This window comes from Brevibacillus sp. AY1, from assembly GCF_029870785.1.
GTDB classification, from domain to species: domain Bacteria; phylum Bacillota; class Bacilli; order Brevibacillales; family Brevibacillaceae; genus Brevibacillus; species Brevibacillus invocatus.
The window spans coordinates 99,883-118,089 of record NZ_JAFLPN010000011.1 but is presented as its reverse complement, the minus strand read 5'-3'; the positions used below and the strand labels follow the sequence as shown (position 1 = coordinate 118,089).

General features: G+C 44.7%; 14 protein-coding genes. 1 reads left to right on the top strand and 13 read right to left on the bottom strand.

Annotated elements, in window-relative coordinates:
- Window positions 1-10: 10 nt before the first annotated feature.
- Window positions 11-2,896, bottom strand: coding sequence for an SNF2-related protein (locus tag JZI27_RS11725; protein ID WP_280207614.1), 2,886 nt, complete (start codon window positions 2,894-2,896; stop codon window positions 11-13).
- Between the two features lie 165 nt (window positions 2,897-3,061).
- Between JZI27_RS11725 and JZI27_RS11720 the strand changes: the two genes are divergently transcribed.
- Window positions 3,062-6,079: a TrlF family AAA-like ATPase gene (locus JZI27_RS11720; protein WP_280207613.1), complete on the top strand. Its 3,018-nt coding sequence runs from the start codon at window positions 3,062-3,064 to the stop codon at window positions 6,077-6,079.
- A 31-nt stretch (window positions 6,080-6,110) separates the two neighbouring features.
- Here JZI27_RS11720 and JZI27_RS11715 read toward each other — a convergent pair whose 3' ends face one another.
- The 12 genes from JZI27_RS11715 to JZI27_RS11660 form a co-directional block, all read right to left on the bottom strand.
- A complete protein-coding gene (locus tag JZI27_RS11715) occupies window positions 6,111-6,461 on the bottom strand; it encodes a hypothetical protein (protein WP_024985358.1) in 351 nt (116 codons plus the stop codon).
- 382 nt (window positions 6,462-6,843) lie between these two features.
- On the bottom strand, window positions 6,844-7,017 hold the full coding sequence (locus tag JZI27_RS11710) for a helix-turn-helix domain-containing protein (RefSeq protein ID WP_081787824.1): 174 nt from the start codon (window positions 7,015-7,017) through the stop codon (window positions 6,844-6,846).
- A gap of 158 nt (window positions 7,018-7,175) precedes the next feature.
- Window positions 7,176-8,813, bottom strand: a complete 1,638-nt coding sequence (locus JZI27_RS11705; protein WP_280207612.1) for an amidohydrolase — start codon at window positions 8,811-8,813, stop codon at window positions 7,176-7,178.
- 23 nt (window positions 8,814-8,836) lie between these two features.
- Window positions 8,837-9,739, bottom strand: coding sequence for an APC family permease (locus tag JZI27_RS11700; RefSeq protein WP_245996989.1), 903 nt, complete (start codon window positions 9,737-9,739; stop codon window positions 8,837-8,839).
- Window positions 9,663-9,995 carry a hypothetical protein gene (locus JZI27_RS11695; RefSeq protein ID WP_251243011.1) on the bottom strand — a complete coding sequence of 111 codons (333 nt, stop codon included), beginning with the start codon at window positions 9,993-9,995 and terminating at the stop codon, window positions 9,663-9,665. The genes JZI27_RS11700 and JZI27_RS11695 overlap by 77 nt, the downstream gene beginning before the upstream one ends.
- 98 nt (window positions 9,996-10,093) lie before the next feature.
- Entirely contained in the window at window positions 10,094-10,690 is a 597-nt protein-coding gene (locus tag JZI27_RS11690) for a TetR/AcrR family transcriptional regulator (protein ID WP_122909893.1), read from the bottom strand.
- A 130-nt stretch (window positions 10,691-10,820) separates the two neighbouring features.
- Window positions 10,821-11,099, bottom strand: coding sequence for a hypothetical protein (locus JZI27_RS11685; RefSeq protein ID WP_280207611.1), 279 nt, complete (start codon window positions 11,097-11,099; stop codon window positions 10,821-10,823).
- 82 nt (window positions 11,100-11,181) lie between these two features.
- Window positions 11,182-12,105, bottom strand: a complete 924-nt coding sequence (locus JZI27_RS11680) for an ABC transporter permease (RefSeq protein ID WP_251243013.1) — start codon at window positions 12,103-12,105, stop codon at window positions 11,182-11,184.
- A gap of 19 nt (window positions 12,106-12,124) precedes the next feature.
- A complete protein-coding gene (locus tag JZI27_RS11675) occupies window positions 12,125-12,979 on the bottom strand; it encodes an ABC transporter permease subunit (protein WP_280207626.1) in 855 nt (284 codons plus the stop codon).
- A gap of 208 nt (window positions 12,980-13,187) precedes the next feature.
- Entirely contained in the window at window positions 13,188-13,646 is a 459-nt protein-coding gene (locus JZI27_RS11670) for a chemotaxis protein CheX (protein WP_280207610.1), read from the bottom strand.
- 39 nt (window positions 13,647-13,685) lie between these two features.
- Complete coding sequence (locus tag JZI27_RS11665) at window positions 13,686-14,117, bottom strand: hypothetical protein (RefSeq protein WP_122909889.1); 432 nt, start codon at window positions 14,115-14,117, stop codon at window positions 13,686-13,688.
- Window positions 14,118-14,244: 127 nt separating this feature from the next.
- On the bottom strand, window positions 14,245-18,006 hold the full coding sequence (locus JZI27_RS11660; protein WP_280207609.1) for a S8 family serine peptidase: 3,762 nt from the start codon (window positions 18,004-18,006) through the stop codon (window positions 14,245-14,247).
- Window positions 18,007-18,207 lie beyond the last annotated feature (201 nt).

Sequence of the window (18,207 nt, the reverse complement as noted above, 5' to 3'; positions counted from 1 at the left end):
ACCCCAATTGTTATACTACTTCCCATTTAATCAAGAACAAATGCTTTCTGTTAATCTTCTGCTCGAGCTTTTTCTCAACCTCGGCGAATAGCAGTTCCTTTTGACGATCAATCTCGTCTTGCGCATTAAATAGATTGCGACGCAGTTCACTACGCTGTCTCTCACGTTCTCGTATTGTCTTGTTCAATTCCAGTTTTTCAGCTATTTGTCGAACCATTCTTGCATCCTTCTGGAGTTGAGTAATTTCTGCATCTAATTCTTTTAATTCAATTTCTAGCTTGTCCTTCAAGTCCTTCGACCACTTATCCAGTCTTTCTAGTTCACGGTCAAGAAATTCATTCGTTCTCTCTTGAATACCCCATAGGATTGCCGACTCTTGTTGCTTATAAATCTCACTCATTTGGTTAGCAAAATTCGTATCTTCATTCTCCTCACCGTCAACAAGTTCCAACTCATCTGCGGGTAAATCGAATAATTTCTCACATATTTCTTGATCAATTTGATTTCCATTAGAATCAATTGCTGAGAAAATCAAATGCTCTTCATCCTCAGCAGATTTTACTTGCAATAAGTCAAGAGACAACCAGCCATTATTCCCAATTAGGTTTTGTAATAGGCTTACTTTGCCTTCATAGTCAGAATAACGGAATAGGACTTTCTTCTTGCGCAATTGCCGACTTTTTGCTTGCTCAATCCAATTTATTGCCAATGGATGACCTAATCGATAGTGATGTACATGATTGTTTGTTGTATTCTTCTTCACTTGAGAAATCAACTGGTAATTATCATTACTATTCAATAGCCTAAAGCTTAAACGCTTTGAATCAAAATGTGCTTGCGCACTGCCTTCGTAAACAGACATAGCCCATAAATAACGCTCCATCTTATTTAACTGTAGAGTCGTTTGCTCGTAATGGTTTCTTAACTTCTCACGTACTTCATCATCGAAGTTTTCGAGTAGATTCTTCCTTGTTTCCTTCATTCTGCACTGGATCTGCTCGTCCAGTTCTAATTGTAATTGATTAAATGCTTCTTGAATTTCTTCAGCAGACCGACAGGATTGATAAATTCGCTGGATTCTTTTTTCGAAGTCAACTCCTGATTCGAGAGAGCCAAGCACTTCATCTGAAGAACCGAATACCCCTTCGAACAAACTGAATTTCTGATCCAGCAATTCATAAACTCTTCGATCAGCGGCATTTTTACGATTTAAAAAATTTATAACGACCACATCATGCTTCTGACCATAACGATGACATCTGCCAATCCGTTGCTCAATTCGTTGCGGGTTCCAAGGTAAGTCATAATTAACAACTAGACTGCAAAATTGAAGGTTAATTCCTTCCGCCGCTGATTCTGTCGCAATCATAATAGATGCCTCATTACGAAAATATTCAACCAATGCTGCTCTTGTATCCGCCGTTTTGGAGCCAGTGATTTGATCATCGTCTCGATGCTTCTCTAGCCATTTTTGATAAATTTCCTTTATCTCAGGAGAATTGTTTGTACCATTGAATACTACAATTTTACCATGATAGCCGTTCTGCTCAAGCATTTCCTTCAAATATGTCTGTGTTCTTCTGGATTCTGTGAAGATAACCGCTTTATCATTCGCTCCAAGTTCACGCAGTTTCTCAAAACCATTGGAGAGGGCAACAAGCAATGCTTTTCCCTTCTCGTTCTCTGTAATTGAACTGGCGAGTTCATAGTAAGAAAGCAACTCTTCACGTTCTCGGAGTAAATCTTCTCTATCAGTAGCACGAGCGTCATCTATTTCTGATTGATCTTCATCGACATTATCTTCTGTCCATTCCTCAACCGTGCTATCCAATTCATCAATATCATTATAGATGTTCTCAATCTCATCTGTTGAACCCGATTCTTCCAATGAGGCATCTAGTCTTTTGACCAGCGATAATAATGTATCCGAAATTGCGAATGACGAAGACGCTAATATTTTTCGCACCACCAATGTCATCAAATTTCGCTGACTTTTCGGCAACGCAAAAATGTCTTCACGTTGAAGGTAATTGGATACTTTTTCGTATAGCTCCCACTCTAAGGCGCTGGATGTAAACTCCTGTACTAGTGGTATTCTTTTTGTATATGGAACGTACTCCGTTACCTGCCTGCGCAGTGTTCGATGGCAGACAGGTCTCAAACGGTCTTTTAAATCCAGAAAATCGTATTTCGTCATCTCCTTTGTTCCATGACCAAATTGCTTGCGAAAAGTCGTCTCATCTCCAAATAATCTCGGATCTATAAAACTCACCAACCCGTACAGTTCCATCAGCGAGTTCTGTAATGGAGTAGCTGTCAACAATATTTTTGGATAACCTTCGGTTGCCTCACGCAGTATCCTTGCGATTTTGTTTGACTTTTTATATACATTGCGAAGGCGGTGAGCCTCATCAATAATGATTAAGTCCCATTGTGTTCGCTTTATATCAGTCGATTTATTGCGAGCAAATTGAAAAGAGGTGATAACGACGTTATCTCGTTGCTCAAATGGGAATGAATGCCCTTCTCGAACAAACTCATTATAGTTCTTGCTCTCAATAATAGTTGAAGGTATGTAGAACTTCTCAATCAGCTCCCGATTCCATTGCTTACGCAACGGCGGAGGGACAATGATTAAAATTTTCCGTTTACGTTCCGCCCATAGTTGGCTAATGATCAATCCTGCTTCAATCGTTTTTCCGAGACCCACCTCATCTGCAAGAATTGCCCCTCGCTCTAATGGCGCCCGAAAGGCAAACAATGCCGCTTCAACTTGATGAGGATTAAGATCAACTGTTGCATTAATCAAAGACTGGCTTAAACGACTTACTGTATTAGAAGCACTCTGCTTGGTTAGCTCGTATGCAAAATATTGACTGTGAAATGCTGTACTCATTTCAAGCGTCTCCCTGATTTCCTATTCTAATAGCCCTAGGGGACTTATTCGACAAGATAGGTCTGTTTTCCTTGTTTTAAGCGGACAAGTGTCGTTTCTAGGAGGAAAATGTAACCAGCTGTAGAACTTTACTACAGTAAGTGTTAGTTTAAGGAGGAATCTTAAATGAATTATAAGAAAGGATCAATGTGGGCAAAGTGGGATTTACACGTCCATACTCCGAGTTCAATAATAAACCATTATTCTGGATCCAACCAAGATGAGATATGGGAGAATTACATACAGGAATTGGAAAATTTACCTTCTGAGATTAAAGTTCTTGGAATCAACGATTACATCTTTATAGATGGTTATCGCAAAGTAAAACAATATAAGGATAATGGTCGATTATCTAACATCGATTTACTGCTGCCTGTTGTGGAATTACGGCTTAACAAGTTTGGAGGAACGAAAAACAAACTCAGTCGTGTAAATTTCCATATCATCTTTTCTGATCAAGTCGAACCTGACATAATTGAACAGTGCTTTCTAAATGCATTGACTAGAAACTATGAACTCTCGCCTCAGGCAAGAGATAAGCAAATACAGTGGAACTCTGTTGTTAATAGAAATACGCTCACTCAGTTAGGACAAATGATTAAATCTACCGTTCCAGAGGAGCAACTAATTCACTATAAAAGTGACCTCGAAGAAGGCTTTAATAATCTAAATTTAGATAAGGATAAAATCCTTGAAACTCTACAACAACATCATTTTCAAGGGAAATACATCACTGCTGTCGGTAAAACAGAATGGGCTGATATTAAGTGGAATGAGGGATCCATAGCTGATAAAAAAGACATTATTAATGGGGTCGATTTAGTCTTTGTATCCTCGTATTCCGCAGATGACTATTATAAAGCAGTCACTTCGCTAAATGAAGCAGGAGTAAATGATCGATTACTTGATTGCAGTGACGCACATTACAATTCTTCTTCATCTGAAAAAGATAGGTTAGGGAATTGCTTCACATGGCTTAAAGCAGATACAACATTCCAAGGATTGAAACAAGTACTAAACGAATGGAAAGAGCGAGTCTATGTTGGTGATATGCCACCTAAGCTTCTATCAGTTAATAATAAAAAAGGGAAATTTATCAAAACGATTTCTGTAAACAAAAAAAGTAATATTACTGGCTGGTTTGATAACGAGATTATTCATCTAAATCATGATTTAGTTGCGGTAATTGGGAACAAAGGAAACGGAAAAAGTGCCTTAGCAGATATCATCGGTTTAGCAGGAGGAACGAAAAATACCAGTGAGTTTTCTTTTTTAACAAAAGGACGATTCAGACAAGGGAATTTAGCAAAGAATTTTGAAGCCGTAATTGAATGGGAAAATGAGGTAGTAGAAAAAATCCCGCTTGATGAAAATCCAAAAGAACATGCAATCGAGAAGGTCAAATACCTGCCACAACGATATTTGGAAACATTATGTAATGTTGAAGATGATAAATTTGAAAACGAATTGAAAAAGGTGATTTTTTCCCACGTGGAAGAAAAGGATAAGCATCAGAAATCTTCACTTAACGAATTAATTCGTTATAAAAGTGAAACAATAAAAGATTCTATTAGATTATATTCTGAGCAATTGCTCCATATCAATGAACAATTAATCGAGCTTGAGAAAAAAGCAACTTCCAATCATATTTCAGCTGTTCAGGAACTACTGAAGAACAAAGAGCAGGAACTTGAAGCTCATTTAAAACAGCAACCCATGGAAATTCAGCCCCCTAATACTACTTCAAGTCAAAGTGGGGAATTAGCTGAATTATCTAAAAATATTGATGAAAGTAAGAATTTACTTCAAACATTGAATGAGACAATTGAAGCTAAGAAAACAGAACACACTGATATTAAAAATAAGATTTCATTGGCTCAACGGCTTGAAGAGAAAATCAAAAATTTTGAGATGCAATATTCCTATTTTTTGAGCAACTGCTCCGATGAAGTTGATTCGCTAGGATTGAAAATTGAAGATATTGTTACTCTTAATGTCGATTTCACTTCATTAAGAAAAATTCAAGCTGACTTAGGCAACAAGGATAATCAACTAATGAATGAACTAGACATTGATAACGGCAATAGCAGCAGTGTATTTATACAAAAACAAAAACTGGAGTCAATAATAAAGGAAAGTCAAAATAAATTAGACGAACCTACCCAGAAATATCATTTTTACAAAAAACTGCTTTCAGAGTGGGAACAAAAGAAGGCCGATACAATAGCTGAAATCACAAAATTAAAGGCGAATATTTCATCACTTCAAAATGAAATTCCTAATGATATTAAGAATCTTAAACATTTAAGAGTTGAGAAAACTAAGGAAATTTTTAATGAAATAACTAAAATATCAAAAATATACTCGACTTTATATAAACCTGTTCAAGAATTTATCGATAACCACTCACTTACTGAATCGGATTTTGAATTAAAATTCGAAGTGTCGATTGATGGAAGCGCAGTTTTAGAAGGGATACTGGAAAAAATAAATCAGGGTGTAAGAGGAAAGTTTTATGGTTCTGAAGAAGGAAGAAAATTACTGCAATCGTTAATTGAGGACACTAATTTTAATAGTATTGATTCCACTATTACTTTTATTGAAAAGATAATGTCAAATCTAAGTACTAACCCTAATCAACCAGACCTTTTAAACATCGAAACACAATTAAAGAAAAACTCTAATGTATTGGATTTCTATCAATATTTATTCTCGCTCAATTATTTAAGACCGTTTTACAGTTTAAAACTTGGTGATAAAGAAATTACAAAATTATCTCCAGGTGAAAAGGGAGCATTACTTTTGGTTTTCTATTTATTGGTTGACAATGATGATATCCCTTTAATTATTGATCAACCAGAAGAAAATTTGGATAATCAATCAGTTTTTAAAATGCTTGTTCCATGCATAAAAGAAGCAAAAAAAAGAAGACAGATTATAATGGTAACCCATAACCCAAACTTGGCTGTAGTATGCGATGCGGAACAAATCATTCATGCACAAATAGACAAGACTAATAACAACTGCATCAGTTATAAATCTGGTGCAATCGAAAATTTAGAAATGAATAAATGCATTCTTGATATTCTTGAGGGAACAGAACCTGCCTTTTCGAACAGAAAATCTAAGTATTTATTGTTTTAAAAAATGCGATAGGCGAGGATTAATCTCCTCCCTATCGCAGATAATAATTTCCAATAACTATATATTTTTCCTTTATCAACAAGTGCAGGGACTTCTTCTCTTGATTATGAATATTAATTCCGAAGTACCCCCCCTTCTTATTATCATAACTTACACAATAAGTTTTTTCTCCATTAGACAATAGATCCGCCTCATACACTTCGTTTTTTTGACTATCCATTAATTCGGTTGATTGTATTACATGAACATCTTCGATATCATATACATTCTCTAAATTTCCCCTGAAATGAACCGATATTTTCTTATTTCTGAAGTCAATTAACGATATGGGATAAAGCTTCTTATCAAATTCATCGATTATTTTGAGCTTAAACTCTCTCACCAAAATCCCCCCATAATTCAAGGTATTCAACTACTCCCAGTGTGATGATAGTTGTTATTATCGTGAATATAGGGAAATAAAATCAAGTTCGTTATTGACTTAAGTCTGCTTCCTGTTCCTTCAGGTGATGATGTAACCATGCGATTCAATAATGGTGGTGATAATATCCACTGAAATATTAAATTGTCCAATATTTTGGAGCCATGTCTTTAAACAAAATCAAGTCTGAACCATTTGGCAAACCGAATAGTTCATTCTTCACGTCCACTCAAATATCATTCCCCACGACAACAGAATTCCCCCTAAAAAGGCTTCTACATGCTCAGTACTAACATACCCTTTATAATCTAATAACCCAATTAAATTAAGGCTTTCAGGCGTTTTAAAATGGGTGTATTTCAAACCACATCACATTACTTATGTGATTGCGCACAGTCTTTTCGCTTATGAAGAGTTGTCCGGCAATCTCCTTGGTTGTCTTATCCTGGACCAAGAGTTCAAACACTTCTCTTTCGCGATTCGTTAACAACGGCTTGGTTTGGTCGCTACCCTTCAATCGTGCCACCCCTCCTTGTGGGCTCTACAGGAACAAGGTTGAGGGATTACAGAGTCACCTTATCCTATGTTGGGGGGTGGGTGATGGTGCCGGAATTTCAAGCATTTTAGGCTTTTGCCATACATCCTATTCCAAAAATGGGCAATGGGTTCCGCATGTTACTCCGCGAAACTCTCCTTTTTATAGACGATTTGTCCATTCACCATCGTCAAGCAGACCTGCGTCTCCAAAATTTCCTCGACAGGCACCGCAAAGAGGTTGCGATCCAGGACGATAAGATCCGCCAGCTTTCCCGGTTCCAATGTACCCAGCTCATGCTCGCGGAACGATCCGTAGGCAGATCCCCAAGTATAGGCACGCAAAGCTTCTGCAAGAGTTACGCGCTCTTTCGGATGCCAGACCTGATCGACCTGACCGCTGCTGTCGATGCGGGTGACTGCGCGGAAGATTTCGAGCATGGGTTCAAGCGAGGCAATGGGGAAGTCCGAGCCCAAAGCCAGCACCGCTCCCGTTCTCTGCAAGGTTTGAAGTGCAAATACGTAATGGTCGCGCTCCTTCCCGATCCGCGAGGTGTACACTCCCCTCTCCGACTGAGCGAGATGCTCCGGCTGCATGGACGCAATGACCCCCAGCTTGGCAAAGCGATGCACGTCATAGGGATGCAGAACCTCGATATGCTCGACGCAATGGCGTGAATCCCGCTTCCCATTGACCCGCTGCGCCTCCTCAAATGCATCCAGAGCAAGCCGAATCGCTCCGTCTCCGATGGCGTGAAAGCGAATCTGAAACCCTTCCCGATCTGCTTCCACGACCCATTCCTTGATCACCTCAGGAGGGTATGTCGTGCTGCCTTGTGTTGCCGGGTTATCTGAATAGGGCTCGAGCAGGTAAGCCGTATACCCGGTGATGACCCCGTCGATGAACTGTTTCAGACCCGTAAATTGTAAAAATGGCGACTGGTACTGTGCCCGCAGCTGTTTGGCCCGATCCAAATCTCCATCCAAAGCTGGGAGCAGATGAATGCGAACCGACAGCTCTCCGCTCTCCTCGCACTCGCGAAACAGCTCGTAGTTGACGAGCTTTCGGTTCAACTCCAGCCCATACAAATCATTGACAGAGGTTACTCCCAGCTGCCCTGCCTGCTTCAAAAACGAGTGAAGCAGCTCCTTCTGCTTGTCGATGGAAAAATCGAACGCGAGCTCTCCGCAAGGCATGATGGCGCCCTCGTACAAGATGCCCGTCGGCTCCCCGTCTTCATCCTTTTCAATCATTCCGTATTCCGGATTCTCCGTATTGCGATCGATCTGCACCAGCTCCAGCGCCTTGCTGTTTACCCATGCGTAGTGGCCCTCTGCATGAAATAGCAGCACAGGCCGATCCGAAACTACTTCATCCAGGTCCCGTCGATTTGGCAAACGCTGCTCTGTCCAATAGCCAGAATCCCAGGCAAAGCCAAGTATCCATGGATCTTCCGGCCGCTCTTGCGCGAACGCTCTGACCTGTTCGACCGCTTCCGCGCAAGAACGAGCTGCGACCAGATTGATGCTGTTCATGGCTACACTACCCATCATGAGGTGAAGGTGAAAGTCGTGAAAGCCCGCCATCACCAGCTGATCCTGCACATCGATGATTTGTGTCGCATCGTTTTTCCAGACCTCGACCTCTTCCTTTGTCCCGACTGCTGCAATCCTGTTTTCACAAATGGCGATGGCTGCTTGCACGGGATGATCCTCCAAGCCTGTAAACACCGCATTACTGAAGATGATCGTATCTGCGAATCGTCTCGCTGAACACATCGTAACATCCACTCCTTAGCCCTTTAGTTGAATGATTCAGCTTCCTCAAAATGAAGGGAAGGCGGAGGCTGCCGGAACAGCTTCGTCAGGTAGAGCAAATACCCCAGCCCCACCAAAAACCAGCAGCCGCCGAGAATCAGGGCTGTAGCCCCGAGGTTCATCCAAAAAACACCTGTGAAGAGGGCACCTACTAACGGCAAAAGCAGGTACAGGATAATCCCTTTTCCCGAACGTTGTTGATGCCGAATATAAAAGTGGAAGATGACGGCGATATTGACAAATACGAACGCCAGCAACGCGCCAAAGTTGATCAGAGCCGTCGCGGTCAGCATATCCAAAAAATTGGCCATCATGGCGACCACCGCGATCACGATGATATTCCATACTGGCGTGCGAAAACGTGGCGACAAGTATCCAAAAAAGCCTTTTGGCAGCACGCCTTCCCGTCCCATCGCATACAAGATACGTGCTCCACTAGCACCCGAAGCAACAGCAGAAGCCACCGCCGCCAAGACGACGACTGCGAGGAAGAACGCGGACAACAGATTTCCACCGATTTGCATGAATAGCTCCATCCCGGCAGAATCAGGACTGCTAAAAGCCTGGAAATTTGGCTGTACCAGCTGGGCGAAGTAGGTAACGATGACAAACAGCGTCCCCCCAAGTAGTGTGATCAGCATGACGGCTTTTGGCATGGTTTTCTCCGGCTCGATCGTCTCTTCCGCCAAAGTCGTCACTGCGTCAAAGCCAAGAAATGAAAAACAGAGAAGTGGCAAAATAGCTAGGAGTGATGGAAAGGAAACCTGTGGATCAAAAAACGGCTGCGAGGATAGAAGCGTCCCTGCTCCCTCACCATTCAACAGATCTCGCATGCTGATGGCAACGAAAAGCACGCAGACGAGTACTTGCAGTAACACGAGTACCATATTCAGATTTGCCGCTAAAGGAATAAGCACCACCAGCAGCCGGGTACACTTTTACCAGCTGCCCGTAGCTGTAGGCAGTGACCAACATAATGCACAGGGCAAATACATAGCCGGTAGGCACCATCCCATTGGTTTCAGAAAGCGCGATTCCATAGGTGGCAAAGACCGTGATCGGTGCCATGAAGGCCATTCCAAACAAAACCGTATGGCGAAGAGAGAGGCTTCGCTTTAAAGAAGGCTGTTGTGGTTGTCCCACATGAATCGTTCCCCTTTCCAACTAACGAATGTTCGTTAGGCAAATTATAAGCAAGCTCTCTCTTATGTGTCAAAGAAAATTTGGAATATTCTACTTTTTCATATTCCTTCACATCGCTCCGCCTGCAGTCCTCGCCAAAAATGCTCCCAAATGCTTGTGATTCTCGCTTCCATTTGCTTTGGTTCGTAGACGTGAATTTGCATCAGAATGCCATCCATCATGCAGTAATAGGCAGCAATCAGCTGCTCCACCGGTCTCTTGCAGACAACCCCTTCCTCGATTCCCTGTTCCAATACTTCCGTCAGCACAGCAGACAACGCATCCTCCGAATGAAAAAATCCGTCCATGATCGATTCCTGCAAAAAAGGCGGAGGAAGAATCAAGGTCTGCTTTAAAAACAAGGTTCTTGCCTCATTCTCCAAGTAGAACTGACAGCTTCTCAGAAAGATCTTGTGCAGCGTTTCCTTTACGGATGTCCCCCTTCGCTCTGCAGCCAAGCGTTTTACATGCTCGACGATCTGCCAGTTTACCTCATGAAAAATGGTCACAAACAGCTCTTCCTTGCCTTTAAAGTGGGAAAACAGTGATGGTGTCTTAATTCCGACCTGCTCGGCAATCTGAGCCAACGTTGTTCCCGAGTAGCCATGCTTGCTAAACAGCTCCAATGCGGCTTGCTTGATCTTCTCTTTTGTCATAGATTCACCGTATATATCCCTTCCTGTTCTTCAATAGCTGTTTCTACAAGTAAGCGTAAACTCCTTCGTTCATGCGGTGAGTGATAGAAAAACCCTCCTCCGTCACCGAAGGAGGGGGCGCTTATCTTAGCTATTCCTTGAACTGGAAAGAGCTTTTGATGCTCTCAACATCTATAAACATCTCCAGATACTCCTGCTTGCTGGCTTCGTCATCCGGTATGTATTGCACATCTGTTGGTGTAGCCCACGAGAAGATAGTGTCATTCTTTTCACCAAGCTTGGTGAGATGTATGATTTGGCTTAACGCTTCGCCCCGGTCTACTCGCTCAAGATCCTGGCTGCTGGTACATGCTGTTATGAACACCAGTGCCAAAATCATCAGCAAACCATAGCGGAGAACAGAATTCATGCAGATTTGCTCCTCTCTATTGCTAACCTGCATGATTGGACGGTAGAAATCAGGTAGTCGTTTCCAATTCCAGTGCACGGCTTTAGATGAATGGCGTACGGTTGTAGCTTTGCTCGAATTTATCACGCAGTCCCTTTGCGAGGAGCGTAAACGAACCGATTGCCAAAATAAAGGCAATAAGGGGTGACAGGAATATCCAGATGGCATTGCCGTAGACAAAGGATCGATAGGAACCAAGCAGTCCCGCCCACTCATTGGTAATGGACTTGTAAATTACCGGATCCAGCGTCATGTAAGTACCGCCAACAAAAAGATCAAACATGCCGAGCAGGCCCATCAGTGTCATGATCGCGATCATCTCCGTCACCAGTATGATGACCAGCTGCTCCTTTAGATGCGGAAGGATGTGACGAAAAATGATTTGTTCACGGCCAGCCCCAAGAGACACTGCTGCAAGCACATACTGCGTTTCCTTGATCTGCTCGGTTTTCTGGCGAATGGATGCTGCCACACTCGGTACACCCAGGATCGCGACGGTGAAGATAAACATCGTTACCAGACCAGACGTAGAGAGTTCAGAGTTGATATTCACCCCTACCAGCAGGAAATAGACGGGAATGAAGATCGGCATGTAGCTCCACGCGTTTTCAATAGACAGCCACCACGCTTGCGGCTTGTCTTGTATCCCGATATACAGACCCAGAATGGTACCGAGAACTAGACGAATGAAGGAAATCGCAATCGTTACGAACACCGTATAGGGTGCCCCGTACAACAACAAGGTGAGTAAGTCAGCGCCCCATTTGTCCGTCCCTAGCCAATGCGCTTCGGATGGCGGCAGTGGAGGATACGTGATGACTGTTTTTCCGTCGACGACCGTACTGCTCAGTCTTTCCTGAAAATCCACTTCATAAGGAGCGATATGTGGACCTACCAGACCCAGGATGATGAGCAGGGCTACCAGAATACTTCCTATCCACAATGACCAACTGAATCGTTTTTGCATACATGCCCCTCACTCTTGCCTATTTATAGACCACTACTCGTTCAAACAGGTACAGAATCACCCGAATTAACAGATATACCAGCAAGGAAAGAAAGATAATACCCATGAGACCCATGACTGCTGAATTGAACTGATAAGCGGAGCTTTTGCTGAAAATAAAGCGGGTTAGCCCGACCACATTCAGCAAATACTCGACAATAAAAAGGTTAGCTACGGTGATCGCGATGGTCTTTTTCAAATCTGCGAGCAAAAACGGCTTGATATTTTTATACACGTGATGAATCAAGACATGCCAAATGCTCATTCCTTTGGCCAAAGCCGTTTTAATGTAATCCTCGCCGCCAATCTGGACGTACTTGAGACTGATCACCTTGAGCAGAAAGATCGTCGGTCCGATGGAGAGAAGCAAGATCGGAAACCACGAATTGGCTGCATCGCTGGTTGGTGACAGTGTAATAATTCGTATGCTGGTCAGCTTGTAAAAACTGACGGCCGCTAAGATTGATAGAAAAATCAGAATAAAGTCAGGAATCGTAGAAACGAGGTCTAGCAGCCTTTGAAACTTGCGTACGAACCCAAAACGCTGCAAAAACAAGCCGAACATTAAACCAGCCAAAACGGCAATCAATACGCTTGTAAACAGCAATTCAAATGTGCTGATCGCGAAAGGCAGGATATCTGCTGCAATGCTTCGCTCGTAATCTCCTAAATAATAGGTGCCTAGTGATCCGCCTGCAATCTGTTGAATCAGATAGACGCTGTGAGACACTACTTTTTCCGGGGCAAAGACGACCTCTTCCTTGACCGTGGTCAACATGATCGGACCGCCACAAATGACGATGACGAGGAAGAATACCCCTAAAATCTGCTTCACATATGCCAACCCTTCATACCCCCTTGCTCATTCCAACAATACACTATATAAAAAAAATCATCCAGACAACAAAAAATATTTTATCTTTTTTTATTATTCTATTAAATGCTTACTGCCAGCTTCATGTACTCGGCTTTTTCCTTCCCTATTGAAAGAAAAAAGGGTGTCGCCGAAAGCAGTCTAGCTACCTTCAGGAACACCCTCCGCTTTATTCCGCCACAACCAGTTGAATCTCCATTCTTCCCATGTCCTGCAAATCCAGAGGAGCAGTCAGGGCCGTTCCCGTCATTTGCTGCAGATCAGCCTGAAGCAGAAAATGAGGAGGCGTGATATCAATGACAATTCCTTGATTGGACAATATCGTACTGGCATTGCCCGAGATCATGTTTCCCAACTCCGAAATCGCACTTTTCCCCATATCGTCCATTTCCTGAATCGGATAACCCCCCATCATGGCAGAAACGATACGGAGCGCCAGATCATCCTGTATGCCAAAAAACACTTCGCCCTGCACATGTCCGGTCATCCCGATCCGAAGCCAGGTATGTCCTTCCCGAAACGTCCATTCCTGCATCTCCAGTTCTCCTCGGGCTATGCTCACTTGGCATACCTGCTGGATCACGAAGGAAGCAGATTCCAAAAAAGGATGTAAGTACTGCACTTTCATTAGGTCCTCTTCCTTTCCCGGGCAATTATGCCTTTGTACCTAATCATAAAGTCGATTTTTGCCTGAATCAATAGCTTCGCGAAAAATGGCAGGGACAGAAGTCCGTATGCACGGAATGCCCGGAAACCATTCCTCCACTTTCGACCCAGTTCGAAAGGTATAAATACACTTGCTCGTTCTCAAGTCCAAAACCTCTACCCCGATTTCGTGACGGCTGAGCTGCCACATGGGAGGTGTCAACGTTTCGAAGGCAAACACAGTATCCCCGAAAGCGTAGCATTCCTCCAAGCAACGCCGAGAGGAATACTCATCGTCGGCTTCGAGCAAGTGAATCGGTTCAATCCCAAACTGTTGAATCAAGTGAATGCGATCCAGCCTCTGCTCCTGCTTTTTTTTGCTGACTGTGCGCCGCGGCGACAGGACCGGATATTCCCTCTTCACATATTCCCAATTAATGCCGTGAAAAAACATGTTTTTTCCTCCAATCGTCAAAAACTTGGCAACTACCGGGTATTCCTCGATGAGAAAGGACGTTTTTCACAGAAAAAAGCCCAGCCTTTGCGTCTTACCGCCGCTACACTGGGCATGAAATCAATTTTCACTTCTTTTTGCCAACGACGATCATCTCAGCGTGTGCTTCCCGTCCCAGCGCATCCGTTGCGATCACCGACAATTTCTGCTTGCCTTCCTCGACGTGATCCAGCAGTAAGCGGAATTCTCCACGATCGTTAATATCAGCCTGCATGCGGCGATCGTTGTACACCATTTGCAGTTGAATCGCTCCTGACCCTACGACTTTCCCTTCGATCGGAAGCGTCTCTCCTTCTACACCCTCGACCTGTTTTTGCGGCAGGCTTAGTGTGGGGGCTGGAATAGAGCGTGCCTGGTAAGTAAAGCGCTGTTCGCCGTGATTGAGAACAACAGAACCCGTAGTGGCGTCCACATAGCCGTAGACGACCAGTTCACTCCGATTGCCAGCTCCATCCTTGCCTTCGATGAGGATTCTGTTTTCTCCCTGCTTCAAGGATAGGGTATGCGTCATGTATTTTTGTACCGGCTTTTCCAACTGATCCTCTTCGAAGCTGGAAATGATCTGTCCATTGACGCTCACCTGTCCCTTGTAGCTTTGATCGCGATACATGAACCGGATTGGAATCATCATGCGTTTGGTTCCGGGGTCAAAGGTCATATCCTCAGCACCATCATTTTGGAACTGCAAGAGGGGTGGCGTCATATCGACGACCACACGCTGCGTAAACTGCCGCTTGTTTCCGTACATATCCTGTGCCTGAAAAGCCACGTAGTGAATCCCTTCCGTCAGTCGCAGTACGGTCTGAAACGAACCGTCTACCTCGACTTTGACCGGATTCTTATTGATCGACAGCCGTACTCTGTCCATCATGTCTTCACCCGTGACCTTCCCGCTGATGGCCAGATCAGGCTGGTTCGTGATCTTCAGGTAACTGAACAGGTCATCAGGAAATTCCACGAATGGCGGAGTCGTATCGCTTTGTCCATTTACATGCACGACGCTGATGTTTCCTGCGTAATCAGAGGCGACGACACTCATCTTTTTATCCGGTTGATTGACACTCGTGCTCGTCACCTCCGGAGAGTAAGGTCCCCCTACCTTTTTCCCGTTCACGTAAAGCAAATAGCTCTGGACATCCTTGTCCTTACTGCTCCACTGCACGCGATTACCCGTTACCGAGGCGGAGATAACCGGAGCTTTCGTATCGACACGGACAGGCATCGTCAACGTTTGCCAGTTGGCATTTCGCCCATCGATCTTTGCTTTGATCACAAACTGGTACATCCCGTCCGGAACCTTTTCGTAGACGCCCTTTTCCGGTGAAAAGCTCTTGCCGTCCCAGCTCCATTCTTCCCGTTCCGTAAAGTAATACGGCGTACCCAGCTTGGATTGATCGTACTTGCTTACTTTTTCGTCCCGTATCAGCGAACGGATGAGCTTTCCCTGTTGATCGGTGACTTCCACAGTAACCTGGCGAGCATTTCGCAAAAAAGTGATCGACGGCGCTGCTACATCGTAATGGCCGTCACCATTTGGTGAAAAGGCGATTTTATCCGGATCGATCTTTGGCAATCCGTCTTCTGATACACCCGATACCCCCAGATAATCCCGGTATTTCCACTTGTCATTTCCCTTGTCATGATGCCAAGTTGTCTTTACGCCGGTCCGTTTCTCCTGGCTACCTGCCTTCCACATCGGCTCATCCATGATACGAGGTGCGTCCCAATTGCCATAGAAGCCCATGTAAGGCACGCGCAAATCAGGCAGCTCCTTGTCTACGGATTCGAACAGGACAAACCCTTCGGCAAACTGATTGGCATCCGTTCCCTTTGGAATTTGCAGGGTCAGCTTTACCTCAGCACGTTGTCCAGGAACTACAGTTACTTGTTGCGCGGAAATCTGCAGCTTGGCCCCTGCAAGTGGTGCTGCCGTCAGCATATTGATCCCGTCTTTTTTCAGATCCGTTAATACGCCGAACTCATCCTTGAGCTGGTAGGAAACCGGTTTTTGACCAAATTTATTGTCCACAAACAAGGAAAAAGTCGTCGATTCCCCGATTTCTCCCAAGGAAACGCCAGCCTTCCCTTTCTGATCGACCACGATGACAGGGGTTTTAATCGCTTTAGCCACCTGCATCATCCCTGCTCCCTGTACGCGAGGCGTGTAAGGTTTCTTCTCTGCCTTTCCTCGATCAGAGGCGGGGGTGGCTTCCTGCGGTTCGAGAATCGGCATGGCTGTATTCATCGCCGCCGCCTTCAATGTTTCCACGAGTGGCCTTCCTTGCAGCTTGCGGCCCTGCTTTTGATAGGCCTGCTTCATCAATGCCATGCCTCCTGCGACGTGTGGAGTTGCCATCGACGTGCCGCTTTTGACCGCATAGTCCGCATCCCGTACCGTGGATAGAATGCCGCCGCCTGGCGCTGAAATTTCCGGTTTAAATTGTAGATCGGGAGTTGGCCCCCAGGATGAAAAGGCCGAGAGGGTACCACCGTCCGGATAAGGCATCGGGTTTTGCGCATACTCCCCGTCGAAGGTAAGGGTTACTTTCTTCCCCTTTTTCAAAGCCTGAGCCATCTGTTCACCCATCTGCTTGAGAATGGCGACCGCAGGAATGACCTTGAGATGGTCAGCGCTGATAATGATCGGGCCGGGCTCATTGTTGTAAATCACTGCCCCGACTGCACCTGCCTCTTTGGCAAGACGCAGCTTTTCATCAAAGGAGATGTCTCCTCGCTCTAGCAGTACGAGTTTCCCTTTCACCGAGACGTTGTAGTCTTCTTTCTTACCTTTGCCCATGTAGACCATCTGATAGGGCGTAGGTAAAGTCGTCACCGGGTTCAATGCGGCACCGTTCCCAGCCTGCCCGTGGAGATAGACGACTCTCTCAATCCCGGATACCCCTTGAATCCGAAAGCTGTGCCCCGCAAGTGTAGTCGCATTGACCGAGGCAACCGATAAAGCATCAGGAGCCAGCCCAGGTGAGCCAATCATGGCCACGTCAGGATTTTGTGCGCGTACCTTGTCACTCCCGAAATACGCGTCATTGCCTGCAGCGGCTACCACGATCACCCCGTTGTCCACCGCTTTTTTGATCGCATATTGCTCTGTATTCGTCTCGTCGACGTAGCCCGCAGACGACCCTAGACTTAGATTGATAACATCTGCTTTTTTGGCAATGGAATCGCTGATTGCAAATAAAATGGACTCGCTTAGACCAGGCACTTCACCCTGGTAGTTGGAAAAGACCTTCTGACTCATCAGTTGCGCTTCAGGTGCTACGCCTGTCACTTTGCCGTTGGCGGCGATGATGCCCGCTACATGTACGCCGTGCTGGGACTCCCCTACGTCTTCCGTAATTTGATTGCGATCCGCCCAGTTGTAGCCAGCTAATACTTTTTTTGTCGATCCAGACTTTTGCTGCGCCAAACGCTTGTCTTTGGGTGGAGGAAAATCCGGATGCTTCGGATTAATTCCAGTATCGATGACCGAAACCAGCGTACCTTCCCCTTTTACACCCGCTTCCTCCCATGCTTTTGTCGCTTCGATCATATCCAGGGTCGTATTGGATGCTTGAGGCATCTGCTCCCCCAAGATGCGATTCTCCGTATGAATCCACTCGTCCGCCCGAAACGTGTGATGACCTTTTGTTGTTGCAGACGAGCTCGGAGCTGTATGTAAGGTGCTTTTTGCACCGTACAGATCTTGAATCACCTGCTCATATAAAGGGAACGATTCCCCTGATGTTTCTGCTACCGCCTGCCATGAGTCCACCGCTGATGTCGGAAGCAAAACGAACGCCAACCCGATGCTGATAATCTGTTTTTTCATTGTTTGCCCCCTTTAGGAAAAGGATTCCTCTCTTTCAGTTTTCACTGGGAGGCACTGTCGTATTCTCCTTTCCGCTATTTCGTGCGATTTTTGGACACCCTGCAAAAACGCCTGAGCCGGCCACTGCTGGCGATCTCCGCGGGGAAAGAGTCATTTTTCAAAAAAAAAAACGGCTGAATTCTGGATTCAGCCGCAGATCTA

Excerpts from the sequence above, each read along its gene's own strand:
- JZI27_RS11665 (WP_122909889.1), bottom strand. The coding sequence starts at position 14,117 with ATGTTTTTTCACGGCATTAATTGGGAATATGTGAAGAGGGAATATCCG.
- JZI27_RS11705 (WP_280207612.1), bottom strand. The coding sequence starts at position 8,813 with ATGTGTTCAGCGAGACGATTCGCAGATACGATCATCTTCAGTAATGCG.
- JZI27_RS11680 (WP_251243013.1), bottom strand. The coding sequence starts at position 12,105 with ATGCAAAAACGATTCAGTTGGTCATTGTGGATAGGAAGTATTCTGGTA.
- JZI27_RS11720 (WP_280207613.1), top strand. The coding sequence starts at position 3,062 with ATGAATTATAAGAAAGGATCAATGTGGGCAAAGTGGGATTTACACGTC.
- JZI27_RS11660 (WP_280207609.1), bottom strand. The coding sequence starts at position 18,006 with ATGAAAAAACAGATTATCAGCATCGGGTTGGCGTTCGTTTTGCTTCCG.
- JZI27_RS11685 (WP_280207611.1), bottom strand. The coding sequence starts at position 11,099 with ATGAATTCTGTTCTCCGCTATGGTTTGCTGATGATTTTGGCACTGGTG.
- JZI27_RS11725 (WP_280207614.1), bottom strand. The coding sequence starts at position 2,896 with ATGAGTACAGCATTTCACAGTCAATATTTTGCATACGAGCTAACCAAG.
- JZI27_RS11690 (WP_122909893.1), bottom strand. The coding sequence starts at position 10,690 with ATGACAAAAGAGAAGATCAAGCAAGCCGCATTGGAGCTGTTTAGCAAG.
- JZI27_RS11700 (WP_245996989.1), bottom strand. The coding sequence starts at position 9,739 with ATGGTACTCGTGTTACTGCAAGTACTCGTCTGCGTGCTTTTCGTTGCC.
- JZI27_RS11670 (WP_280207610.1), bottom strand. The coding sequence starts at position 13,646 with ATGAAAGTGCAGTACTTACATCCTTTTTTGGAATCTGCTTCCTTCGTG.